The sequence below is a fragment of the Paenibacillus sp. MMS20-IR301 genome (assembly GCF_032302195.1).
Classification (GTDB): Bacteria; Bacillota; Bacilli; order Paenibacillales; family Paenibacillaceae; genus Paenibacillus_AQ.
The window spans coordinates 3,260,316-3,282,369 of the sequence record NZ_CP135275.1; the positions used below are offsets into that span (position 1 = coordinate 3,260,316).

General features: G+C 51.9%; 22 protein-coding genes. 7 read left to right on the forward strand and 15 right to left on the reverse strand.

What is annotated here, in order from left to right:
• Positions 1-4 precede the first annotated feature (4 nt).
• Genes LOS79_RS14370 through LOS79_RS14390 form a run of 5 tightly spaced genes read left to right on the forward strand, consistent with a single transcriptional unit; the run spans position 5 to position 5,313 of the window.
• A complete protein-coding gene (locus LOS79_RS14370) occupies positions 5-1,174 on the forward strand; it encodes a YheC/YheD family endospore coat-associated protein (RefSeq protein ID WP_315420883.1) in 1,170 nt (389 codons plus the stop codon).
• On the forward strand, positions 1,175-2,548 hold the full coding sequence (locus tag LOS79_RS14375) for a YheC/YheD family endospore coat-associated protein (RefSeq protein ID WP_315420885.1): 1,374 nt from the start codon (positions 1,175-1,177) through the stop codon (positions 2,546-2,548). It abuts the gene before it with no gap.
• The gene (locus tag LOS79_RS14380) at positions 2,545-3,669 is read left to right on the forward strand and encodes a YheC/YheD family endospore coat-associated protein (RefSeq protein WP_315420888.1); all 1,125 of its coding nucleotides are present in this window, start codon (positions 2,545-2,547) and stop codon (positions 3,667-3,669) included. Before LOS79_RS14375 ends, LOS79_RS14380 begins: the two co-directional genes overlap by 4 nt.
• 13 nt (positions 3,670-3,682) lie before the next feature.
• On the forward strand, positions 3,683-4,201 hold the full coding sequence (locus LOS79_RS14385; protein ID WP_315420890.1) for a GNAT family N-acetyltransferase: 519 nt from the start codon (positions 3,683-3,685) through the stop codon (positions 4,199-4,201).
• Complete coding sequence (locus LOS79_RS14390) at positions 4,183-5,313, forward strand: YheC/YheD family endospore coat-associated protein (RefSeq protein WP_315420893.1); 1,131 nt, start codon at positions 4,183-4,185, stop codon at positions 5,311-5,313. Before LOS79_RS14385 ends, LOS79_RS14390 begins: the two co-directional genes overlap by 19 nt.
• A 414-nt stretch (positions 5,314-5,727) precedes the next feature.
• Here the strand turns inward: LOS79_RS14390 and LOS79_RS14395 are convergent, their stop codons facing one another.
• On the reverse strand, positions 5,728-5,916 hold the full coding sequence (locus LOS79_RS14395) for a hypothetical protein (RefSeq protein ID WP_315420894.1): 189 nt from the start codon (positions 5,914-5,916) through the stop codon (positions 5,728-5,730).
• A 140-nt stretch (positions 5,917-6,056) separates the two neighbouring features.
• Between LOS79_RS14395 and LOS79_RS14400 the strand changes: the two genes are divergently transcribed.
• On the forward strand, positions 6,057-7,247 hold the full coding sequence (locus LOS79_RS14400) for a pectin acetylesterase-family hydrolase (RefSeq protein ID WP_315420896.1): 1,191 nt from the start codon (positions 6,057-6,059) through the stop codon (positions 7,245-7,247).
• Positions 7,248-7,292: 45 nt separating this feature from the next.
• A complete protein-coding gene (locus tag LOS79_RS14405) occupies positions 7,293-7,931 on the forward strand; it encodes a TetR/AcrR family transcriptional regulator (protein WP_315420899.1) in 639 nt (212 codons plus the stop codon).
• Between the two features lie 273 nt (positions 7,932-8,204).
• Here the strand turns inward: LOS79_RS14405 and LOS79_RS14410 are convergent, their stop codons facing one another.
• The 14 genes from LOS79_RS14410 to LOS79_RS14475 all read right to left on the reverse strand — a co-directional run bounded on the left by LOS79_RS14410 (position 8,205) and on the right by LOS79_RS14475 (position 22,001).
• A complete protein-coding gene (locus LOS79_RS14410) occupies positions 8,205-8,774 on the reverse strand; it encodes a PDDEXK family nuclease (protein WP_315420902.1) in 570 nt (189 codons plus the stop codon).
• A gap of 230 nt (positions 8,775-9,004) precedes the next feature.
• Positions 9,005-9,439 carry a hypothetical protein gene (locus LOS79_RS14415; protein ID WP_315420905.1) on the reverse strand — a complete coding sequence of 145 codons (435 nt, stop codon included), beginning with the start codon at positions 9,437-9,439 and terminating at the stop codon, positions 9,005-9,007.
• Positions 9,432-9,881: a hypothetical protein gene (locus LOS79_RS14420; RefSeq protein ID WP_315420908.1), complete on the reverse strand. Its 450-nt coding sequence runs from the start codon at positions 9,879-9,881 to the stop codon at positions 9,432-9,434. The genes LOS79_RS14415 and LOS79_RS14420 overlap by 8 nt, the downstream gene beginning before the upstream one ends.
• Before the next feature lie 1,506 nt (positions 9,882-11,387).
• On the reverse strand, positions 11,388-11,726 hold the full coding sequence (locus LOS79_RS14425; protein WP_315420911.1) for an Imm3 family immunity protein: 339 nt from the start codon (positions 11,724-11,726) through the stop codon (positions 11,388-11,390).
• 17 nt (positions 11,727-11,743) lie between these two features.
• On the reverse strand, positions 11,744-11,914 hold the full coding sequence (locus LOS79_RS14430; RefSeq protein WP_315422233.1) for a deaminase domain-containing protein: 171 nt from the start codon (positions 11,912-11,914) through the stop codon (positions 11,744-11,746).
• Complete coding sequence (locus tag LOS79_RS14435; RefSeq protein ID WP_315420914.1) at positions 11,908-13,125, reverse strand: hypothetical protein; 1,218 nt, start codon at positions 13,123-13,125, stop codon at positions 11,908-11,910. Before LOS79_RS14435 ends, LOS79_RS14430 begins: the two co-directional genes overlap by 7 nt.
• A 25-nt stretch (positions 13,126-13,150) precedes the next feature.
• Positions 13,151-13,588, reverse strand: coding sequence for a hypothetical protein (locus LOS79_RS14440; RefSeq protein WP_315420917.1), 438 nt, complete (start codon positions 13,586-13,588; stop codon positions 13,151-13,153).
• Entirely contained in the window at positions 13,581-14,030 is a 450-nt protein-coding gene (locus tag LOS79_RS14445) for a hypothetical protein (RefSeq protein ID WP_315420920.1), read from the reverse strand. Before LOS79_RS14445 ends, LOS79_RS14440 begins: the two co-directional genes overlap by 8 nt.
• Positions 14,031-14,038: 8 nt before the next feature.
• Complete coding sequence (locus tag LOS79_RS14450) at positions 14,039-14,317, reverse strand: hypothetical protein (RefSeq protein ID WP_315420922.1); 279 nt, start codon at positions 14,315-14,317, stop codon at positions 14,039-14,041.
• A 178-nt stretch (positions 14,318-14,495) separates the two neighbouring features.
• A complete protein-coding gene (locus LOS79_RS14455; RefSeq protein WP_315420925.1) occupies positions 14,496-16,220 on the reverse strand; it encodes a type 2 periplasmic-binding domain-containing protein in 1,725 nt (574 codons plus the stop codon).
• A gap of 91 nt (positions 16,221-16,311) precedes the next feature.
• Positions 16,312-17,190 (reverse strand): carbohydrate ABC transporter permease, encoded by an 879-nt coding sequence (locus tag LOS79_RS14460; protein ID WP_315420927.1) that lies wholly within the window; start codon positions 17,188-17,190, stop codon positions 16,312-16,314.
• A 13-nt stretch (positions 17,191-17,203) separates the two neighbouring features.
• Positions 17,204-18,133 carry an ABC transporter permease gene (locus tag LOS79_RS14465; protein WP_315420930.1) on the reverse strand — a complete coding sequence of 310 codons (930 nt, stop codon included), beginning with the start codon at positions 18,131-18,133 and terminating at the stop codon, positions 17,204-17,206.
• Positions 18,134-18,523: 390 nt separating this feature from the next.
• Entirely contained in the window at positions 18,524-20,206 is a 1,683-nt protein-coding gene (locus LOS79_RS14470) for a response regulator (RefSeq protein WP_315420932.1), read from the reverse strand.
• Positions 20,199-22,001 carry a sensor histidine kinase gene (locus tag LOS79_RS14475; protein ID WP_315420935.1) on the reverse strand — a complete coding sequence of 601 codons (1,803 nt, stop codon included), beginning with the start codon at positions 21,999-22,001 and terminating at the stop codon, positions 20,199-20,201. Before LOS79_RS14475 ends, LOS79_RS14470 begins: the two co-directional genes overlap by 8 nt.
• Positions 22,002-22,054 lie beyond the last annotated feature (53 nt).

The following is a 22,054-nucleotide window of genomic DNA, read 5'->3' on the forward strand; positions in this document are numbered from 1 at the left end:
CATCATGACTGAAACGCAAGTGGGCTTCCTCGGCATTATGACTGGCCGCCGTAACGGGAATCCTCCCATCTCTGAGCCGGAGTTCTGCAGCCAGCTGAGCCGGGCGGCGCCGCTGCATAATCTCAAGGTCCTGGTCTTTCATCCGGAGGGTGTTGCAGATGACGGCTCCTCCGTCAACGGATATTTCTGGGACGGGGAAAAGTGGCAGCCGGCGCAGGCACCTCCGCCCGACATCCTGTATAACCGCTGCTTTTACCGGACTCCGGAGGAGAAGCAGTCTGCCGCGGCCGCCATGCATGCCTTATCCCGCAGTCTTCCCTGGTCCCGCGGACTTCCGGATAAGTGGGGTGTGTACGGAATTCTCCGGCGCAGCCGCAGAGCCGCCGCCCTGCTGCCTGAAACAGCAGTGTACAGCGGCCGCCGGGATCTTGGCAACCGGCTGGCTGAACGGGAATACGGCGTATTTCTGAAGCCTCGGGCCGGCTCGCACGGCAGAAAAACCTTGCACGCTGTATTATCCGGCGGCGGCGAATTACTGGTGCGGGGAAGAGACAAGAAGAATGAACCTTTTCAATATGTTTTCGGTACGCCGGACGAAGGGCTGGACTGGATTCACCGCTTCATCGGCCGGCACCGCTATATCATACAGCCTTATCTTCATCTTATCAGCCGCAGGGGTCAGCCGTTTGATGTACGTGTCCTGATGCAGAAGAACGGCAGCGGCGCCTGGATGCTTACCGGTATGGCCGTACGCCTGGGCAGACAGGGGTCGCTGACCTCGAACCTGCATGGCGGAGGCACCGCGGTTCCCGCTTTGCCCTTCCTGCTCGCCGAATACGGGGAAGAAGGAAGGGAGCTGCTGGCGGAGCTGGCCTCCGCCTCTGCCCTGCTGCCTCCCCTGCTGGAAGCAGCCTGCGGACGGCTCGGCGAGCTGGGCCTTGATTTCGGCATCGATGCCGGCGGCAGGCTCTACCTGCTTGAAGCCAATTCCAAACCAGGGCGCACGGTATTCCGGCTGACGGGCGACCGCCGGGCTGCTAGGCTCGCGGCCGAGAATCCGCTGCGTTATGCCCGCCATCTGCTGCTCACCTCGGGCAGCAACTACAGGCTGCCTCAGCGGCAGCTCCGTTCAAACGGAAGAATGATATCAATGGTTCCTAAGGAGGATTCATAAATGGGTCTCACTTTTTGCAATGTACATTTCACCAAGCAGCCCCAGCGGGTGGTCTATGTTTCGGGTGAACTGATGAAAAGCCTGAAGCTGTCCGGCAAGAAAAACATCCGCCTGCGACTTGGCAAAGACGCCATACCGGCGATGATCAAACCTATCAAACGGGCGGGTAAACATCTGTTTCTGGCTTCAGGCGTAAAAAGCGCAATTAAAATCCCGAAAACAGGCGGCGTTTATCTACGCAATCTACAGAACGATGAAGTCCAGCTGGGACCGCTGGTCGGTGTATTGTCTGACGGCCCGGCCTCTGCAGCCCAGCCCTTCGGCTCCCGGACCGGCTTCATTAAGCAGTTGCTCCGCGAGGGCAGCAACAAATGCTATATCTTCGCCTTCATGCCGCGCGACATCGACTGGCAGCAGGAGCAGATTAACGGCTACTTCCTGACCGCCGGCGGCAAGTTCGAGCGTAAGCTGGTGCCGCTGCCGGATGTCGTCTACAACCGTCTGCCCAGCCGCAGAGCGGAGACCTCCCCCTACATCAACCAGCTGCGGGAGCGCTTTGGACGGAAGAAGATCCCTTACTTCAACTGGAGCTTTTTCAATAAATCCGATATTTACCGCCTGCTGGAGAATGACGGTGCCGCGAACCGTTTCGTGCCGGAAACACACAGTAACCCGAGCACCGAACAAATGCGGGATATGCTGGACCGCCACCACTTCGTCTATTACAAACCTTCTGCAGGCAGTCTCGGACACGGCATCTACCGGCTGACCTATCTGCCAAAGAAGGGCTACTTCGCCCGTTACCGCAAGAGCGGCAAAAATGTGCTGCTGCGCTTCACCAGCTTCGACAGCCTGATGCGGATGCTGCGTGCCCGGCACGGGCAGAGCCTGCAGAGCTACGTTGTACAGCAGGGCATCCGCCTGATTGAGATCGACGGCTGCCCGATTGATTTCCGCTTCCACATGCACAAGAACGGCAGCAACCAGTGGGTCGTTGTCGGGATCGGAGCCAAAAAAGCCGGCCGGGGCAGTGTCACCACCCATCTGAAAAACGGCGGCGCCCTGCTTACCCCGCAGCAGGCCCTTGGCCGTGTATTTGGAGCCAGATCGGATGAAGTGCTGCTGCGTGCCAAAACAACAGCCGTCAAGCTGGCTGAATCCCTGGAGATCCAGCACAGGCATCTGCTTGGTGAGATCGGCTTCGATCTCGGGATCGACCAGGATGAGGACATCTGGATGTTCGAGGCCAATGCCAAACCGGGGCGCTCTATTTTCCGCCACCCCTCCCTGCGTGCTGAAGGCAAGGCTTCCATCGAACATATTCTGGAGCACTGCCTGTATCTCAGCAAATTCCGCAGGAGGGATGAACTGTGAACAGCCGCATCCCGGATCCCGGTAAGCCTGTAATCGCCATTCTGACCACCAGTGACCGGCTGCAGCAGTTCCGCGGCAACCGCAATAACTTCCGCGACATTATCCGCACCGGCAAAGAGCAGGGTTATCTTGTCTATGTTGTCACCGTCCGCGATCTGAAGCTGGATGAGCGGCTGATTACCGGGTATGTGCCTTCCGCAAGCGGCAAGCTATGGTATGCCATTCCGGTTCCGCTGCCCCAGGTCATCTACAACCGGATTCCAAACCGTGATGAAGAGGAGAAAGCTCCAGTCGCCCGCAAAATTTCCGAGTGCCTGGAGCATCCGGAAATCCAGCTGTACAACCCGAATTTTTTCAATAAATGGAACCTGTTCGAATGGCTTAAGGAGTCCAAGGCCACTTCAAAGCATGTGCCGAAAACCCGGCGCCTGCGCAGTGCAGCTACACTGACCGCAATGCTGAAGAATCATGAGAGCCTGTATCTCAAGCCCGAGAACGGCAAGGCCGGCAAAGGAATTATGCGGCTCAGATACCGCACGGACACCCTTCTTCCCTACCGGCTGCAGATTCAGAGCGGCAAGAGAAACACTACCTACAAAGCTTCATCCATAGAGCGTCTGTGGGCCAGAATCGGCAAGGAAAAAGGAAACTCCCGCTACATTGTGCAGCAGGCCATCGGCCTGGCTGCACATCAGGGGCGGCCGTTCGATTTGCGTGTGCTGCTGCAGAAGAACGGCCGGGGTTCCTGGTCCGTAACCGGCATCGGCGCCCGGCTGGCCGGTGCCCGCAGCATCACCACCCATGTGCCGCGCGGCGGCAGCATAGAAGAACCCTCCAGCATGCTGGAGGGCACCTTCGGGGCAGAGCGGGGCGCTGTTATCCTGAAGAATGTGCCTACGACCGCACTGCTGATTGCCCGCCAGATTGAACGGGCTTCGGGTACCATGCTGGGCGAGATGTCCATGGATCTCGGCGTTGACGAAGAGGGCGGACTGTGGTTCTTCGAAGCCAATTCCCGCCCGATGAAGTTCGATGAGCCAGCCATCCGCAAGCTGTCGCTGGAGCGTATTTTCCAGTATGGCCAGCATCTTTCCCGCCAGAGCAAATCCATCAACCCGTAAAGGAAGTGACACCATGCAGATCTCCTCGCTCTATGACAGCAATCCCGTGCAGTGGAAAGCCCGGCTGTCGGGAATGCTTGAGTTCCTGAGGGAGTATGGGGAGCAGCGGATAACCCTTCGCGGCTGCAGGCAGCTGGCCCGGCTGACACCGGATCAGCTGGCTCTGCCCGGCGTTTCCCTGCTCGTTGCCACCGTGCGGGGCCAGAACGGCCGTCAGCTTGCAGGCGTCAGCTTCGTGTCCGGCTACGGCAAGGAGGCTTGTGTAGTTGCCGTTCATCCCCTCTACCGGAATAAGCACACCGGCACAGCCCTGCTTGCCGCTCAGCTGGAACGCCTTGGGCATCTGGAGTGCCATGTCGCCTGCGATAATCCGGCCAGCCTGAAAATGTGCTTCAACAGCGGGCTTGCCGCCGTAGACCTGGTAAGCGGTCCTACGGGCAAGCCCACGCTGCTGCTGCGTTCTCCCGGGACTGCTGCAGCGGTGTCAAATCTTCGACAAGAAGGTGAACTCCTGTGCCAGAGCCCGTCTTAGGCATCCTCACGCTGTACCTGAATGACGCCAAGCAGCTTGAAGAGAAGAGCGTGTACCGGAGGATGATCATTGAGGGCAGCCGGATCGGCCTCGATGTCTTCGTATTCACTCCCGCCGATGTGCACGTCAGCAAAGAAATGATCCATGCGCTGGTCTATGATGTGACTAAAGGGAGCTGGTCGCGCAAATGGCGTCCATTCCCTAATATGATCTACGACCGCTGCCGGATTCAGCGCAGCCAGCGGTTTCAGCAGCTGCTGCGCTTCCGTACCCGCTATAACCACCTTACCTTCCTGAACCGGCCGCTGCGCAACAAGTGGACGGTTCATCAGACTTTCGCGCAGCGGAGCCGCTTCCGCCAGCATCTGCCGGAGACGCTGCTCTACCAGTCCTCCGGCGATCTGCAGCGGATGCTGAAGTTCACGCCGGTTGTCTACGTGAAGCCGATCAACGGCACCGGCGGACGCGGTATCCTGCGGATCGAACGGACGCGGGAGGGCAAGTCCCTGTACGATATCCAGGGACGCCGCCAGAGCCGGCAGATCATCGCTCCGCGCAAGGTGTCGCAGGCGCGGCTGGAGTCTATTGTCCGCCAGTGGTGCCTCGGCGGACGGTTCCTGGTGCAGCAGGGTATCCCGCTGCGCCTGCCAAGCGGACGGTATCACGATTACCGGATGCTCGTGCAGAAGAACGGCCAGGGCGCCTGGGAGTTCACCGGCATGGCCGGCCGGGTGGGCGCCGCCCGCAGCGTCACCTCCAATCTGCACGGCGGCGGCCACGCCATGCGTGCGGAGACGCTGCTGAAGCAGTGGCTCGGCAGCGAGGAACGCGCCGACAAGGCAATGCGCACCGCGGAGAAGCTCGGGCTCGAAGCGGCTGCTTATCTTGAGGACAGCTTCGGCGCACTGTGCGAGCTGGCCCTCGACCTCGCGATCGACCGCGAGGGCCGGATCTACGTGCTGGAGGTCAACCCCAAGCCTGCACGCGAGGTGTTCGCCCGCTCTGGCGACAGCGCCACCTACCGCAAGGCGCTGATACGCCCGCTGGAGTACGCCATGTGGGTGTATAAGAACAAGAATACGCCGAGTGCGGCGAAGACGACCGAGGAATAGCGGGGAGCTTTGCAGTACTCAAAATCACCCTGCGGGCCACGCGAACTCAGCTGCTTCCGTTACGATTAACTTAGCTGCTGCTCGCTGGTCTGGCTAGGTTTTCCTTTGTACGTGCAGCTGCTTTAATGGGCTGGCTGACGTTGACCCCTTGGCCGGCCCCTCTGGGGATTTAAGTGGAAAAACGTATCTTAATTTCATTATTTTTGCTTGTTTTGGGATTTTAGTTGGATAAACGTCACTTATTTACTCACCTTTTCTCTATTCGGGCCGGTTTCCCGCAAATTAAGTGCTCTTTTTCCAACTACGGTTTGCTTGTTCCTCCTCTTGGTCTTTAAGAAGTGGACAAAATCCACTTATTTCAGGAAAGCCGGAGATGCAGAATCTGGGGAATGCTCTTCCAGGTAACTTTAGCCGTCACTCATCTGCAAAATTTCCTTTATATGAATAAAAAATCCTCTCCGCTGCTATCGGAGGGGTATTTGTTCGTTGTAATCCAAGCACTGTTAAAACTAACGCAACCTCCTCAACCCCATTAGAGAACTTTGCAATCACCGGATGCCTGTACAGCAGAACAGCCAAAGCGCCTAGGAAGCTCAGCGGCATAACTGCCCGGATACTTACTAGCCGTATGCTCGCTGCCTGGATGCTGCGGATACTCGCCGCCCGCAGCATCATCCCAATTTCAGTATACACATTGTGCAACGAGTTTGCTTATCGTATACTTTGAGCAAGGGGGAGATGAAATGAGAAAAATCAGGAAATTTACAATTTACACAGGTATCGGCTTACTGAGCCTTATCTTGATTGCTGTCGCTGCGGTCAGCGCTTTCGTAATCAAACGACCAGCGACCACTACTCCTGTTATTACGGAAGTGAAGCCTTACGAGTGGAATAAGGTCAAGCTTAGCGGCAACGCCATTTCAAGCGACGGATCGGAGTATTTCCTGTGGAATAAGACAGGTGAATCTGATAACTGGATTATTTTCTTCTCCGGCGGCGGAGCCAGCTGGGATGCGCAAAGTGCCGCACACCCGATCAAGCTCATGAATTTCTTCAAAGGCGGAGATACAGGCAACTATTTCCCGGACATTCCCTTTTATATGCTGACCCTGCTGCGGGGCATGATGGACACGGATAATCCGGACAATCCTTTTCATGGCTGGAATGTAGTCTATCTCCCCTATTCAACCGGTGACTTCCATATCGGCAACCGTACGGCCCAGTATACCAAGGATGACGGCAGCCCCTTCACTATGCGTTATAACGGAAGCAATAATGTGCGAAGCGCCCTTGAGTGGATATATTCGAACGTGGATAAACCGGATAAACTGCTGATTGCGGGCGAAAGCGCCGGCGGGTTCGGGTCTGCCTTCTGGGCTCCACAGATCGCTGCTCATTACGAAGACTCCGAAATCTTTCAATACTCTGACAGCTCTTTCCTGAGATCAGATAAGTGGCCAGCGGTTATTAATGAGGAATGGCAAGCAGATTTCGTGAAAAACTTCGGATATGCCCCTGAGGCGGATATCATCGGTGCAGCTTTCAAAGCGAACGGACGCCTGCTGCCGGCGGGTACCATTCAATTGCAGTCCTACTCCGTATTTGACGAGATTCTGATCCACTTCCAGAACAATATTAACGACTATAAGGGGCCGAGGGATCGAAGTGTGATCAATGAATGGTCTCAGGAATTACGGCAATCGGTATCTTCATTAGCTGCTGCCTTGCCTAATTACTATTACTATCTGACCGACTACGGGCTGAATGCGGATAGCGGTACAACCCCGCACACTTTTGCCACCCGCGGGACCTTTTTCGAGGCAGAACAGGACGGCGTGAAGCTGCTGCAATGGCTGGGCGCTGCGGTCAACCAACAGAAACCCTACTCAGTGGGCAGCGAGTTCCTTATGGACCCGGGGCCAGCCCAGCAATAATTCACTAAGCAGCAGATATCTTGCCCAGGATAGGAGAAGGTACCATTGAATTTACGTGAAAAACAGATGCAGCTGACAAGGCAGATCATTAAAGATACAGCGCTGGGCTTGTTCTGTTCTCAAGGGATTGAGCGTACAGACCTGTCACAGATTGCGCAGACGGCTGGCGTCTCCCGGCGCACCTTGTATCATCATTATAAAGACAAGGAAGATTTAGCGGCCCAGCTCTATGTCGAGAATCTCGAGCAGATGTTTGGACAGCTGCTGTTTGATTTTGATTTCGGGCAGCCGCTGCAGTCACTGGAGAACATTCTGGATAAATATCTGGCGTTGCGGGAACATCAGGAGTCACTGATTTACTATGATGCTATTTTTGGCGTCTATTGCAGCACCCTGTCCAGGAATCCTGCAGAGCTGCCTGATTTCAAGCGGGCTATGGAGGTCTGGTATACACGTTTTGTGCGTATGGAGACAACAGTCTCAGCAGCCCCGGAGGAAGTCAATCACTGGCTGGATATTCTGCAGAAATCCACCCACTTGTACTTTATGTATTTGCAAAAAGCCGTAATCATCACGCATCAGCGCGGTGGACTGGTTACCGAAGAGGACCGGGCAGCGGACCGGCAGTTTAAGGATTTCATCATATCAGGCGTGCGGAGCTCCTGTGATCACAAGGCCCGGTAAACACATATTGCTCTTCACTCTTTTCTCTTTGCTTATGACTCGAAAATCCTGCAAGAAATACAACAATCCCCGCACGAAATCGGCCAAAACCGCAAATTGTTGTACAAAAGGCAGCACTCTCCTTCCGCCAACCCGCTTTTCGGAAAAGATGCTGCACCCCGTACAACAATTTGCTCAAACACCCCCTTTTATGTGAGCACAAATTGCATTTTATACAACAATCCTGACTTCACTCCCTTTAGAGCCGAAGCCGGCCAACTTAAGCAGCATAACTCACACAAATTTATCGGACAATCCCTCCACCGGCGCGTAATAGCAAATGTATGAATTGCAGGTTACTGGACGGAGCTGACCTTTACGGACGAGCTCTTGCAGCTGTTTGCGGGCTGTACGGAAATTCATTTTGTAGTGCAGCATTACATCCTTGGGACGCAGCCCCTTCTCCTGGCTCCAGGCTAATTTAATCAGTTCCCGTTCCTGGGGTGAGAGCGATTCCCGGGGCGGGGTTCGGATCAGCGAAGGGGCAATAACCATTTGCAGCAGCATGCGGCAGATTTCCGGGCGGTTTTGCACATCATCGAAGGAGAAATGAATAATCGTCCAGCCCAGCCCGCTCAAAAATGTATCCCTGTTTAGGGAATAGCTGAACCGCTCACGGTCCATATCCTTCACATGGCTCTGATACCCGTCACATTCCAAGCCGAACCGCCCGTAAGGCGGCAGAAACGCGAAATCAAGAAATTGTGACTTACGGTTCCAGTCGTAGACTTCGTATTCAGGATGCAGGTGATCCAGATTGCCAAACAGCGGCCACCAGACATTTTGCAGCAGCAGCTTCCGCATACTGATGCCCCCGTGCTAGCCGGCCCCGGCGCTCCCCCGTTCTCACCGACAAATGCTGATTCAACAGCCACTGATGCACCTGTTCAAAATCCATAAATATTCCTCCCTCTCTCGCTTACGCAAAAAAAAGAACGCCCCTCTGCCAGTCAGCAGCTTGGGACGTTCTTCGTCTGAGTTCATTATACGCCGGCTCAGCGGGTGCGGCAATAGTATCGTATACCAAATTGAAATCAATTCTTTTTCCATACTCGTACATTAACGAGATAATACAAGCTCATAATCAATTGGATGATTATTATAGCCGCCGAAAGCAGGTAAATTATTTCCACCGCATATCTGGGTATTTCCCAAGAAATAATTCCCTCATCCTCACCGCCGCCTCCAGCAGTCTGCATTTCCACGAAAAGAAACAAGAGCAAACTGCCTGGAATGACCGTAAACAAAAACCAGGTGATTTCATCCCCCATCCTCTTCACGCTAATAAACAATAAACCATTAATCAAACACATGGTAAGGGGAAGAGCATACGTCTCACACAGCAAAAGGATTAACTCTGCTCCCCTTCCTCCTTCTATTCTTATTCCAAGAAAATAGATTAAGATCAGGTGTATTGCAATCGCTGCTAGTATGTACAGAAATGCCCGGAGCATGGACTTATTATTCATGCCTTGTCTCTCTCGTCACTTTCATGATCCACATTGCAAACATTAAGATGACCTGGATGACAGAATAGACTAACGGGAAAAACAGCATCAACTCAAAAGATGGCGGTGGAAAATCCCAGGTGATAAAAGCGGATTCGCTCGGCTCAGCCCCCGCCTGCTCTTTCAGTTCATAAAGAATTGCCGCACTAGGAAGAAAACTGGTTATGAACCAAACCAGATTGTACCTGATCTTCTTCGTCTTTATAGCCATCACACAGGTTGCAGACGCAAGAACTACCGGACAGCAATATGTGACTAATACATCGTATATACCTACATCGTCCCACTTTACCGGCTTTAGGTTCAGATACAGAATTAGAGCCAGATGGAAAAGCACAGCCAATGCGACTTGCACTACAACCTGCGCTATTCTTTTAATACCAAGAGGTATCCTTTCAGGCATATTGTTCTTCACCTCCAGAGTAATTGGGCAAGTATTAATAAGAGCACGAAGGCACTGTAACAGGCCAGAAGCAACAGGCGCAAACTTCGCTCTGTCTGGAACGCATTTAAGAAAAAAAACCTGCAAGCTCGTTCCCCTTAAGGCGCTTGAGGCATCAAAAAAACAGACTTATGCTTATGTTTCGTTCCTTAAGGTGGATTTTGCTACTCTACCCGGCAGCTCAACTATCAGGTCCGGATTGAATTTTTTTCCTTTATCCCTAATTATCGGATGCATCCTTCAATTTGTGTAGATCATTAGATAGGCAAATCAGGGCCACACATTGGACAGGTGGTTCTGATTTTAATCCAGTTGTCCATAGCCCTGCTATCCCGCCATTTAGGTGCAATATTTCTAGCATTCCATCCATGATCTGTTAGATGCATTGGTATAGTGTCATTTAAGGTATAAAAGTAAAGCATTGACATGAGTGCAGAGCATTCGAGAAGTATCATTGGATTATTATTTCTTTCACAGCTTTTAATTCTTTTCTACTGTACTTTCCATCTTCAAGGGGTTCGTATATAGTAATTAAAATTTAAATTTCATAGTTACCTTTGAATAACTCCGACTCATCATCATATTCGGCCACATTTACCTTTGTCCGTTAAATGCTATTCTGACTTCACCGCTAACAGGCATATCTGCCCATTCAATGCTCTGCGGACAAGCTTTGGATATGTAGGGATGCTAGCGTACGCCTGTGTTACTGGATTTTCACCATGAACAGCAGTAATCATCAAAAAATTCGGGAATAACAGCGCCAGAAGTCTCACCTTTCAGCGAAAAATCATGTACAATGAGCTGCCGCGCAGGTAAATGGGTTGAATGGGCCCTCCGTTAAGAAAAGCAGCCAGCCACGCAGCGGTTGCTCAAGTGACTAGCTTAGCGTTACGGACTTGAGAGACGTTAAGCCTGCGGAAAGGTACCTCAGTGTCGGTCTTACGGACTTCAGCGCCGTTATTTCACCGAAAAAGTGGCGTTTGCCCATGTAAAGCGGCGGATAAGGGCCGTGGTGTCCGTAGTCCCGACGAAATGACTTTTTTTGAGCGAATAAGGGCTGTGGTGTCCATAAGCGGCAGAGGTGGGCTATATTTGGTATTCTTCCTCTATAAACTGATCCAACGCCACATTTGGCTTCCTTAGTGGGTGTACAGTAAGCTGCAGCGCGGGTATCGGTGAATATATTAGAATGAATTTCGGCCGTTCAGCAGGAAGTTCATGGGGCATTCTTGTATCCTAAATCAACATATAGCTTTTCAGTTCAAGCTACAAAAAACAAGTCAATCATGGTGGTATCTGACCATAATCGACTTGTTCAATGTAACGCTACAGCGTAATTTAGGTTATAAAATTCAAGCTTTGATGTGCGTACAATCGAGTTTATGAAATCTTTATACGGGTATTACATGGGTTATATGTGTTATTGGTTGAATGTTGGATTCATTCGGCAATGGGTAGCCCCCATTAAAAAATATGCCCAAGGTGTCCTTTATATTGTTCAATTTCCCGCAAGACTTTCTTAATATCCTCGGCTTCTAATTCTTCCTTCAATGGTATTGATGAAATATCACTAATCATATTATTCAATTCATTTCTCACATCTTCTCTAAGATAGCTTTTACCGAGACAAAGAAGAGCAATTGTCAGATAAATAACTAATTTTTCAACGTTACTGTTGACAATTCCACGATGATATTCCACAAGCAATTTTTCCGTTACTTGTGATAATGATAACCCCTCATCTAAAAATTCTTCAAAATCTTCAACAATATATTGCTCAAGTTCCTTATAACCACTTAACATGAGTATCATTCACCTCTCTAATTTTTAAATTCACCTGAGTAGACATTCAATTTGATATTGGGGTACTCTTGTCTGAATTTCATTATGATATCGGAACAACTTCCGCAAGCAGGTAATTCCGTGAATAAATCAATTGTACCCTTAGCTTGCTTGTTATTCCCTAATTGATTTGCTATATCCTCTAGGATTTTTCGCTCTGTGTCATTATCCCTAAGAAAAGCCCCCTCACCGCAAACTTCTCCGGCGAATCAAGCAGATGATCTGCCCGGCCTTTGGCTTCCTTATACATCCCAACGGGAAGATCGCCTGTAATTCCTAACGTCAGCCAATTAAAAAAGTCATAGGGGGAATCTGTAGCTTTATCCGCACGGGCTTTTAACGTATCGACAAAACCTGTTCCCATTTGTTTGAAGCTGTCCAGCGATTTTACAAAGGCATTTTCCGGCTTCTCGGGTGTTACGTCTTTGTCTTCTGCAGCTCTACTAAATAGATTGTAGTTTCCCAAGTGGACTCCTGCCGCAATCATTTGCTTCATTGTAGCATGGATACCAGCCAGCCGCCCCTTCGCCCAGTCGCTCTGCTTCCCATCCTCCATCGCCATCCGCAGCAGCAGTTGATACGCTTCATTATGTACTAGCGGTACTCTTACAGAGGTTATTGACGGATCATAGTCGCACGCCTGAACTGCAGGCTGTTTGAAGTAGACACCCAGATCCTTACCCGCCCGGTACTGGGCCTCATTTACCCCTAACGATTTCAACTTGGTTCGCGCTGCTTCCGCAGTCTCGTGTACCGCATCCATTTGTGCCTGGTTTCCAAACGCCCGGTATACACTAAAGGCCGTCTGCGCCTTGGCGATCCTATCCCTTGCTTCGTAGATATCTTTGAGCTTGCTCTGTGCCGCAATCGAGTCCACAGTCACCAGACCGGACTGCTTAATGATCTCCCTGAGCTTCTGCACTACCGGGTCGCTGTCCAGCTCATCCCTGCCGCTCAAAGCCGCGATTGAAGAAATCAGCCTGGTGGATACCTTCTGTACAAAAGCCGGAATGGTTACTCTTCCCGCGCTTTGAGCGCCTACCCCAAGGCTTTCGAATATTCCGTCAAAAGCGCTGAACTGCAGACTGAGCTGACCCGCCTGTCGCCTGTTCTCATCCAGTACGTCCTGAACTCCCTTCACCGCCACCCGGATGAGGTCCTCAAGCTTCTCCGCCTCTACGGTCAATTCGTTCATCAGCACCTGGGCTTGCTGCATTGTCCCTACCGGCAGTCCGTCCCATTGACTGGCTTGACCCTTCAACTGCAGGTATAGCCGGTTTGTGTCTTCACTCACCCGGCCTATTTTGGTCTGCAGGCGCCTGACTTGATCAACGTCAAACACCATTTTTTGAGCTGACATGCCTTCCCTCCAACCCTATACTTACTTAAAATCCCATTTCAGAAATCTCTTTTCTTTTAATGAAATAGTAAAAAGTCAAAATACACTGTATTACTAAAACGCCTCTAGGAAAAAGCAGGAGCATTTCAAGCCTATTCTTTGGGGAAAAATCAAGTGTAACTATAGCGCCAGACTCACTATCACCCTTGGTTTGCATTATTTTGAAAAACAACAACAGCAAAAAGCTAGAGAGCGCAGTCCCTAAAAACCAGATAACCAGAAGTCTTCTCCTCCCGGTTCTCATGAACAGAAAGATATTAATAAACCCCAATAACAGCGGCAGCCGATACACACTGAATAGAGTTCGTATTATACCCGGGTCCCCTAACTCCATTCTTATCCCAAAAAAATAGATTAAAATCAAATGTAAGCCAACCGCCAGCAACAGATACAGAAACGCCCGGAGCATGGTCTTATTATTCATGCCTTGCCTCTCTCGTCACTTTCATGATCCACATTGCAATCATTAAGATGACCTGGATGAAAGAATAGACTAACGGGAAAAACAGCATCAACTCTAATAAACCCGGTGGAGGATTCCAGATGATAATTGCGGATTCGCTCGGCTCAGCCACTGCCTGCGTTTTCAGATTAAAGAGAATTGCCGCACTAGGAAGAAAACTGGTTATGATCCAAACCAGATTGTACCTGATCTTCTTCGTTTTTATTGCCATCATACACGTTGCAGACACGAGAACGAACGGACAGCAATATGTGACTAATACATCGTATATCCCTACATCATCCCATTTTACCGTCTTTAAGTTCAGATACAGAATCAGAGCCAGATGGAACAGCACAACTAATGCCACTTGCAGTACAATCTGCGCTATTCTTTTAATACCGAGGGGTATCCTTTCAGGCATACTGATCTTCACCTCCCCAGCCAGTGGGCAAGAATGAAAAAGAGCACCAAAGCACTGAAACAGACCAGCAGCAGCAGGTGCAAATTCCGCTCGATTAAGTGTTTGGCAAAGAAAAAGCAGATTACGAGGCACGCCAGCAGGAGAACAAGATAAAACGATAGCTGATTATAGTCCGTAGCTACCGGAAGATCGCCTCCGCCAATAGAAAAAACTATGCCTATAACCAGAAAGTACATCCCCGCTCCCATTACGCCGCTTAACGCAACAAAAATCAGACTGATGATCATTATGTACTCCTTTTTGCGGGAAGACCCGGCTCCCTTAATCACTCCTGCAATATCAGGATCAATTTGAATATTTTCCCTTTACCCCGAATTATCGGCTGCTTCTCATGATTTGTGTATATCAATAAAACAACAAAAAAAGGAGCCGCGATATCCACGGCCCCACTACTCTATTTATCCCTTATTGCACGCCCTTCTTCTGCATATCCTCGAGGTGGCGCTGATACATTACTTTCTCGGCCTTTTCGGCACCAACTTTGTTCATCTGGCTGATGAAGTCGTTGTAGGCATTATCGAAGTCGGCATCGGTTTCAGCCAGGATCAGCTTCGGAATGGTTTTGTTCCAGAGATCCTTCACTTTACCGTTGATTACACCTTCAGGAGAGGATCCGTCCGGCTCCAGGTTATCCATACCCAGGGAATAGCTGTCAAAGTTATACTTCTCCAGCAGCTTGGCTCCGGCGAACTGATCCGGCTGCTGCTCCTGGAAGTCACGGGCAGAGGCATCATCCCACAGCTTGCCGGCACGCATCAGGAGGGTCGAATCGTCGAACCCGTACTGGGCGTTATAAGCGTTGTTGTCGTTGAGCTTCAGATCCATAATCTCCTGCTTGAATTTCGGCAGGCCGTCAACCATATCATAGGTTTCGCCTTCAGTTCCATAACGTGCATCCAGCTGGCCTTCGTCAGACCAGGCGTATTCGGCAAAGCGGATAATGCGTTCGGGATTCTTGGCATTTTTGGTGATGAAGAAGCCCTGCCAGCCCATCAGACGGGAAGCGGCATATCTCGGATCCTGGCCGTTCGCCTGGAGTCCGCCGATAATCGTGTATTTATGGTCAGCGCCCAATGTGCTTTCAATCTTCGGATTGTACTGGGTATACATATTAGACATGTACTGCGAAGCTGCTGCATATTGCGCGCCGTACAGCTTCTCTTCATATTGCTCCTGCTTGTAGATCAGCAGCTGTGAATCGAATAGCCCGTTGCGGTACAGCTGGTTCATGTAGCGGAAGGAATCGATGAAGCCTTTATTCCGCATCGGGTACTCAACTGTCTGTGTATCATCCTTGATCCGTTCCTCCAGCAGCTGCGGAGAGAAGGAGCTGATCAGGAAGTTCATCGACAGACTGCCGCCGAAGCCGTTCTTGGCTACATCAAAGTTCTCAACACCCACCGGGCTGACATCCGGGAATTTCTCTTTGGCCAGCTTGAGGGCGTTCATCAGATCATCGGTTGTTTTCAGCTCAGGACTGCCGATCGCCTTATAAATATCTTCGCGGAAGAACCACGGGCGGATAGGTGTAATCGGCACACCGCTGGTCAGTCTGTCAGCGGTTTCAAACAGGTTCGGCAAATACCAGAGCTTGCCGTTGACGGAGTGATATTTGACCATATCCGGGTCGAGCATGGACTTCAGCTCGGGCGCATATTTGTCCATCAGCTCATCCATCGAATAGACCATGCCGTTGTTAATCAGCTTGCTGACTGCAGGGTTGTTCCAGTCGAGCATGATCGTATCGGGCAGGTCACCGGAAGCAATCATGGTGTTCAGATAGTCGTCATCGTTACCGGTTGCGAGCTTGCGGTCGATTTTCACACCGGTTTTGTCTGTGGCCAGCTTCATCGCATATTGATCCTTCCACAGATAAGCTGAAGCCCAGTTTCCGTAGAAATACTGGCTGAAGGTGAACGGCGACGTATCCTGCTTCCAGGATTCCTTGCCGCCCGTCTCTGTTCCCGCATTGGCCGGTTCTGCTGAAGCCGTAGCCGCCGGAGTATTAGCAGCCCCATTATTATCAGACGTTCCATTTGCAGTGTTACCGGTATTATTAGAACTGCAGCCTGCCAGCATGGTGAAGACGAGTAAAGCAGCAGCCATTCCTTTTGCGCCATTCTTTCTCATACATTGACCTCCCATGAATTGAAATTGAATATACTTGCACGGCCAAAGCCGCAGAAGCCGAATGTTATCCTAGCTGTCCTTGTTACTCTGTTTAACCTTTAACTGAACCGATCATGACACCCTGCACGAAATATTTCTGCACGAAGGGATACGTAAATACGATCGGCAGTGTAGTAATGACCATAGTTGCCAGCTTAAGCGATTGTGCCGAGACAGAACCCAGGCCGAGATTGCTGGCCATCAGACTGACATTGCTGTTCGAGCTGATGATCTGCATCAGAATCTGCTGCAGGGTGAGCAGGCTGTCGTTACCGAACAGCATCGCATCATACCACGCATTCCAGTGGAAGACCGCATTATAAAGTGCAATCGTCGCCAGCACGGGCTTGGATACCGGCAGAACCAGCTGCCAGAAAATCCGCAGATCGTTAGCACCGTCTATTTTGGCCGATTCCTCAATTTCCTTGGGCAGTCCCCTGAAGAAGGTCAGCATGATAATGGCATTAAATACATTGAACAGATTCGGGATAATGTAGACGAGGAAGCTTCCTTTCAGATGCAGGTACTTGGCCACAACCAGGTAGTAAGGAATAATCCCTCCGCTGAAGTACATGGTGATGATCGCCATCATGAGGAAAATCCGCCGTCCCATCAGCTCTGTCTTGGATACACCGTAAGCAAAAGCTGCTGTAAACAGCACTGCTGTCGCCGTTCCGGCAAGGGTTCTGGCAATGGTGATGAAGAAGGCATGCCCCATCCGGTCATCCTGGAACACAACTTTATAGTTCTCCATGGAGAATACGCGCGGCCAGAAGACAATTCCCCCGCGGGCAGCATCGGTCGGATCATTAAGGGAAGTAATCACAATATTATAGAACGGATACAGCGTAATTATGGCGAGGGCCAGCAGAACCAGAACATTCAGGATGTCAAAGACGCGTTCCGGCCAGCTTTTTGAATAGGTTAGCATGATGTCCCTCCTCCTAGAACAGGCTCTCTTTGGTTATTTTGCGTGAAGAATAGTTAGCGATATACATGAGCACGAAGGCCACGATCGATTGGAACAGTCCAATTGCCGTACCATAAGAGAATCTGCCTGTAACCAGGCCGGTCTTGTAGGAATACACCGACAGCACGTTCGCGGCATCCTGGGTCATTGAGTTCTGCATCAGGTACATCTGGTCAAAGTTCGAGTTAATAAGTCCGCCTACGGACAGAATCAGCAGGATAATAATGGTCGGCTTCAGTGAAGGCAATGTGATATGCCAGATCCGCCGGAACCGGCCCGCCCCGTCAACAATGGCTGCTTCGTACAGCTGGGGATCAATGCCGGCAATTGCCGCCAGATAGATGATCGAGTTCCAGCCGATGTTTTTCCAGATCTCCGTAAACACCACCAGCGTCAGGAAAGTATGCGGGCTGCCCATGACCATGGTATCGCTTCCAATAATTCCGGTATGGACCAGCAGCTTGCTGATTACACCGGTCTCCGGATCAAGCAGGGTGTACATCAGGCCGACGACCAGCACCCAGGAGACGAAATACGGCAGATACGTCAGCGACTGGACAATCCGCTTGAACCTTTTGAATACCAACTCGTTCAGCAGGATTGACAGGATGATGGGTGCGGGAAAACCGAATACCAGCTTGGCAATGCTGATTTTGAACGTATTCACCAGTGAATCCGTAAACGTCGGATCATTGAATAATTCCCGGAAATTCGCCAGCCCTGTCCAGGGACTGTGAAGAAATCCCTGAAACGGTGTGTATTCCTTGAAGGAAATAATGACACCATACATCGGGATATAGTTGAAAATGATCATCCATAACACTGCCGGCAAAGTCAACAGCATGAGATAACGCTGCTGCCAAAACCGTTTGGATACTCTCCGTTTAACGGGCAAACTGCTCATAAGCTACATCCTTTCTTCTGCTTTCGACTTCGTTCGACTTCTCTTCTTCCTATGGGTTAATTATAAAATGCCGCCCTCCGGGGTGATATATTAAAAATGAACGCGGGTATCAGAATCCCACGATCTTTGTAAGCGTTATCTTAAAGTCAACCGCATCTCTTCCGAATTAAAGCAAGCTGCCACTTAGCGTATTTACTATTGAGAGGGGATAGCGAGGATAGCTGGAGTAATGGGGTTGCCGGGAACTGCTGGGGGTTCTGGGGTAGTTGGGGCAGGTAATGAGGCTGCCGGGGGCCTTCAGTGCCGGAAATTCAAAGCTCATTACATAAGCAAAAAACCTCAACCGCATCCATCACGATTGAGGCTTACATGAATTTAGTCCGAAACCTGTCAGCGCTGTACGAATTCCCTGTACTCTCCCGGCGTCATGCCATAGACCTGCTTGTACAGCAGCCCGAAATATGACGGGTTCGGTATCCCGATAAGCTCTGCGACAACAGCAATGCGCTGCTTGCCCGTGCGCAGCATCTCCTCGGCGCGCTGAAGCCGGAACTCCTGGATATATTCGCTTGGCGTCTTCCCTGTCTTCTTCTTGAAGATCATGCCCAGATGGTTCGGGGAGACAAATACCTCGCCGGCCAGATAAGCCAGACTCAGCTCCTGGTTCCCGTACTGCTCCTCAATCAGCTGGATGACCCGGTTAATCAGATAGTCATCCTTGCGGCCACGCTTCTCCTCAAGCAGCCGGGCCATGTCATCGACCACCGCCGCCGTATAATCCCGCATCTCCGTAAGCGTCCGGCAGGACAGCAGCGCCTCCATATGGCCTGCGGCAAATGCCGTTGTGGCTTGGGCTGCAGGCATCGCCAGCGCTGAGCAGCTCTCAATAACACCGCCGAGCTGCGAGGCGATGTAAGACCTGCCGGCGCCGGGATGCCCGGCCAGCAGAGCGAACAGCCCGTCCAGCACCGGTTCAGCCGGGCTGCCGCTGCCCAGATCATGCCGCAGGCGCTTCGCCAGCTCGCGGAACTGGACCGAGAAGGGGTCCGCGTCCCGGGTGAACTGCTGCCGCGCCAGCTGCTCCTCCTCAGCGGCCAGCACGCCGCTGAGGCCGTTAAACAGCGCATACTGGAAGGCATTCTGCGCTTCCCGGAACGATTCTCCGGCCGCCGCAGCCGGGGCGGCCGGGCGGCCGGTGCCGATGATCCACGCAGCCGGCCCGGTCTGCACCATCCAACCGTCCCGCTCCTGCCGGGCATCCTCCCTCTGGCTCCCGTCCAACGGAGCGGGCCCGCCGCCTTCCTGCAGCAGCTCCAGCTCCTGCAGGAGCTGAAAGGCCAGCTGCGGCTGCAGACCTGCTTCATCAGCGCGCAGCGCAATCAGCAGGATGAAGCAGGCGCCAAGGATGCCCTGCCCCGCCGGATGGACAAGAACCTTCCGGCCGAGCATCCTGCCCGCGAGCTGCTCCAGCTGCTCCGCCTCAGGCAGCTGCAGTGCAGCCGGCTGTGCGCAGATCCATATGGAGCAGAGCTCTCCCTCCAGATAGCCGCCGGCCTGAAGCTCACTTATTGTCTGCTGCCTGGCTGCTTCCTCCGCGCGGCTGAGCAGCAGATCCATCAGACGCTGGCGCAGCGCGAGATGGTGGACCGCATCTTTTTCCAGCCACAGCCGTTCCTCTTCACTGCGCTTCAGCCGGTTCTCCTCACAGCCCCGGACAACCTTCTCCATGGTGCTAAGCAGCTCTTCCTCACCGACCGGCTTCAGCACATAGTCCACTGCGCCAAAGCGCAGCGCATCCCGGGCATAACCGAAATCATCATAGCCGGTCAGCACCACAATCCGCACCTCAGGCAGCTGGTCCAGGACAAGCTTCGCCATCTCGATCCCGTTGCGTCCGGGCATTTGAATGTCGGTAATGATGATATCCGGCCGGAACTCCAGCGCCTTGTCCAGGCCTTCGATCCCGTCCGCAGCCGTCTCAATGACAGCGATGCCCATGGACGCCCAATCCAGAAAGTCTAACAGTCCTTCCCGCTCCCAGCGTTCATCCTCGACAATAAGCATTTTATACATTGCTGAGCCCCCTTGCTGCAAAAGATAGGGTAATTACCGTCCCGATCCCCTGTCTGCTGTATAGTTCAATCTGCTGGGCTTCCCCGTAATACGCCTGCAGCCGTCTTCTGATATTGGCAATCGCAAACCCGCTTCCCTTGGAATCGAGCGCCTTGCCGGCGGTCACATCCAAGGCCCTCTCCCGTGACATGCCCACCCCGTCGTCAATGATGCGGATGACCACCAGACCGTCCTCAAGCGAGGCTTTTATAATGATGGTTCCGTGTGAGCGCTTCGGCTCGATCCCGTGGATCAGCGCATTTTCAACCAGCGGCTGCAAAATATTTTTGAGCGTGTAACAGTGTCTGACCCGGTCATCCACCTCAAATACCGCATCAAACCGGTCCTCGAACCTGAATTTCTGAATCGCCAGATAAGCCCCGACCATATCCAGCTCATTGCCGACCAGCGTCTCCGAGTTCCCCTTGTTCAGCACCAGCCGGTAGAACTTTGCCATAGAATCCGACAGCTTCACTATATCCGGCGCTTTGGCCCGGCGGGCCACCCAGGAGATTGTCGCCAGCGTATTGTACAGGAAATGCGGATTAATCTGCGATTCCAGCGCTTTCAGCTCGGCATCCTTCTCCAGCAGCTCTGATTTGTAGACGGTCTCAACTAAATCATGCATCCGGGTGGTCATATGATTGAAGCTGAGCGCCATCTGCGTGAATTCGTCATTCCACACCACCGGAACCGAGACATCGATCGACCCCTCGCGCACCTGCTTCATCGCCTTCAGGAGCACCTTCATCCGGGACAGCAGCTTCACCGTCAAATAATACACCAGCAGGCTGAGTATGATCAGCGCGGCGATAATAACAAGGAAGCTTGTCCGGATGGACTGGTTCACCTTGTCTACGAAATGGCTGACCGGAAACACGCCCACAAGCCGCAGCTCCGGGCCGGTTAACGGAACCGAAATGACGATCGACCGCACACCGCCGATGGTTGCCATGAAGTTCTGCTTGCCGCTATCCTCCGGTAACACCCGGGTCAGCTCCGCGAGCCTTTCATCCGCCAGCTGAATCTGGTTATTCGAAGCCACCCGGCTGCTGCTGTCCAGGACGAGAACGCTTCCAACCTCCTGATTGGCATCCGCCAGCGGCTGGAACAAGACGTTCTGCGTCACTTCAATCTCTACCAGGCCATTCACTTCGTCATTGCGTCCGGAGAAAATCTTCCGGTTATAAGAGAACACATCCGCCTTCGCCTTCACATCCGGCCGCACCGTCAGCAGCTTCTCCAGATGCAGGCCGCGCCAGTTCGTCTGGGTACCCGAATCATTCATAAACTGCACGTATGCCATATCCCCCTTGATCCGGTTCATACTGTAAAAGCCGTCATACAGCTCGAACAGCTCAGGGATGGTCGGATTGTTCATATAGACATGGATGGAATGGATATAAGTGTTCTGCCGCATGATGTTGTCAACAATCGGAGCTACATTATAACGGTAATCCTGCAGCTGAAAGCTCTCATTAATAAAGGCGCTGTCCAGCAGCGTCTGAATTCTGGAGTCAAAAGCGATGATCTGGGACAGGTTCTCAATCATGTCCACCTTCTCGTCAATACTGTTCTTCGTCTGCAGCAGATTCTGCTCCATCACACTCCGTGCCTGTGAAATTGCTGAACTGTAAGCCTGCACATAAAGTATAACGCCAGTGATGACAGACGAGACCGTTAGAATCAATACATAGACCCCGACAAACTTTGAGGTCACACTCCAGTTATGAAAAATACGGGTAATCCGCTTCATGTAATTATTGCAGCCTCCTATCAGCCTCTGCTCCATCCCATCGTAACACCGGC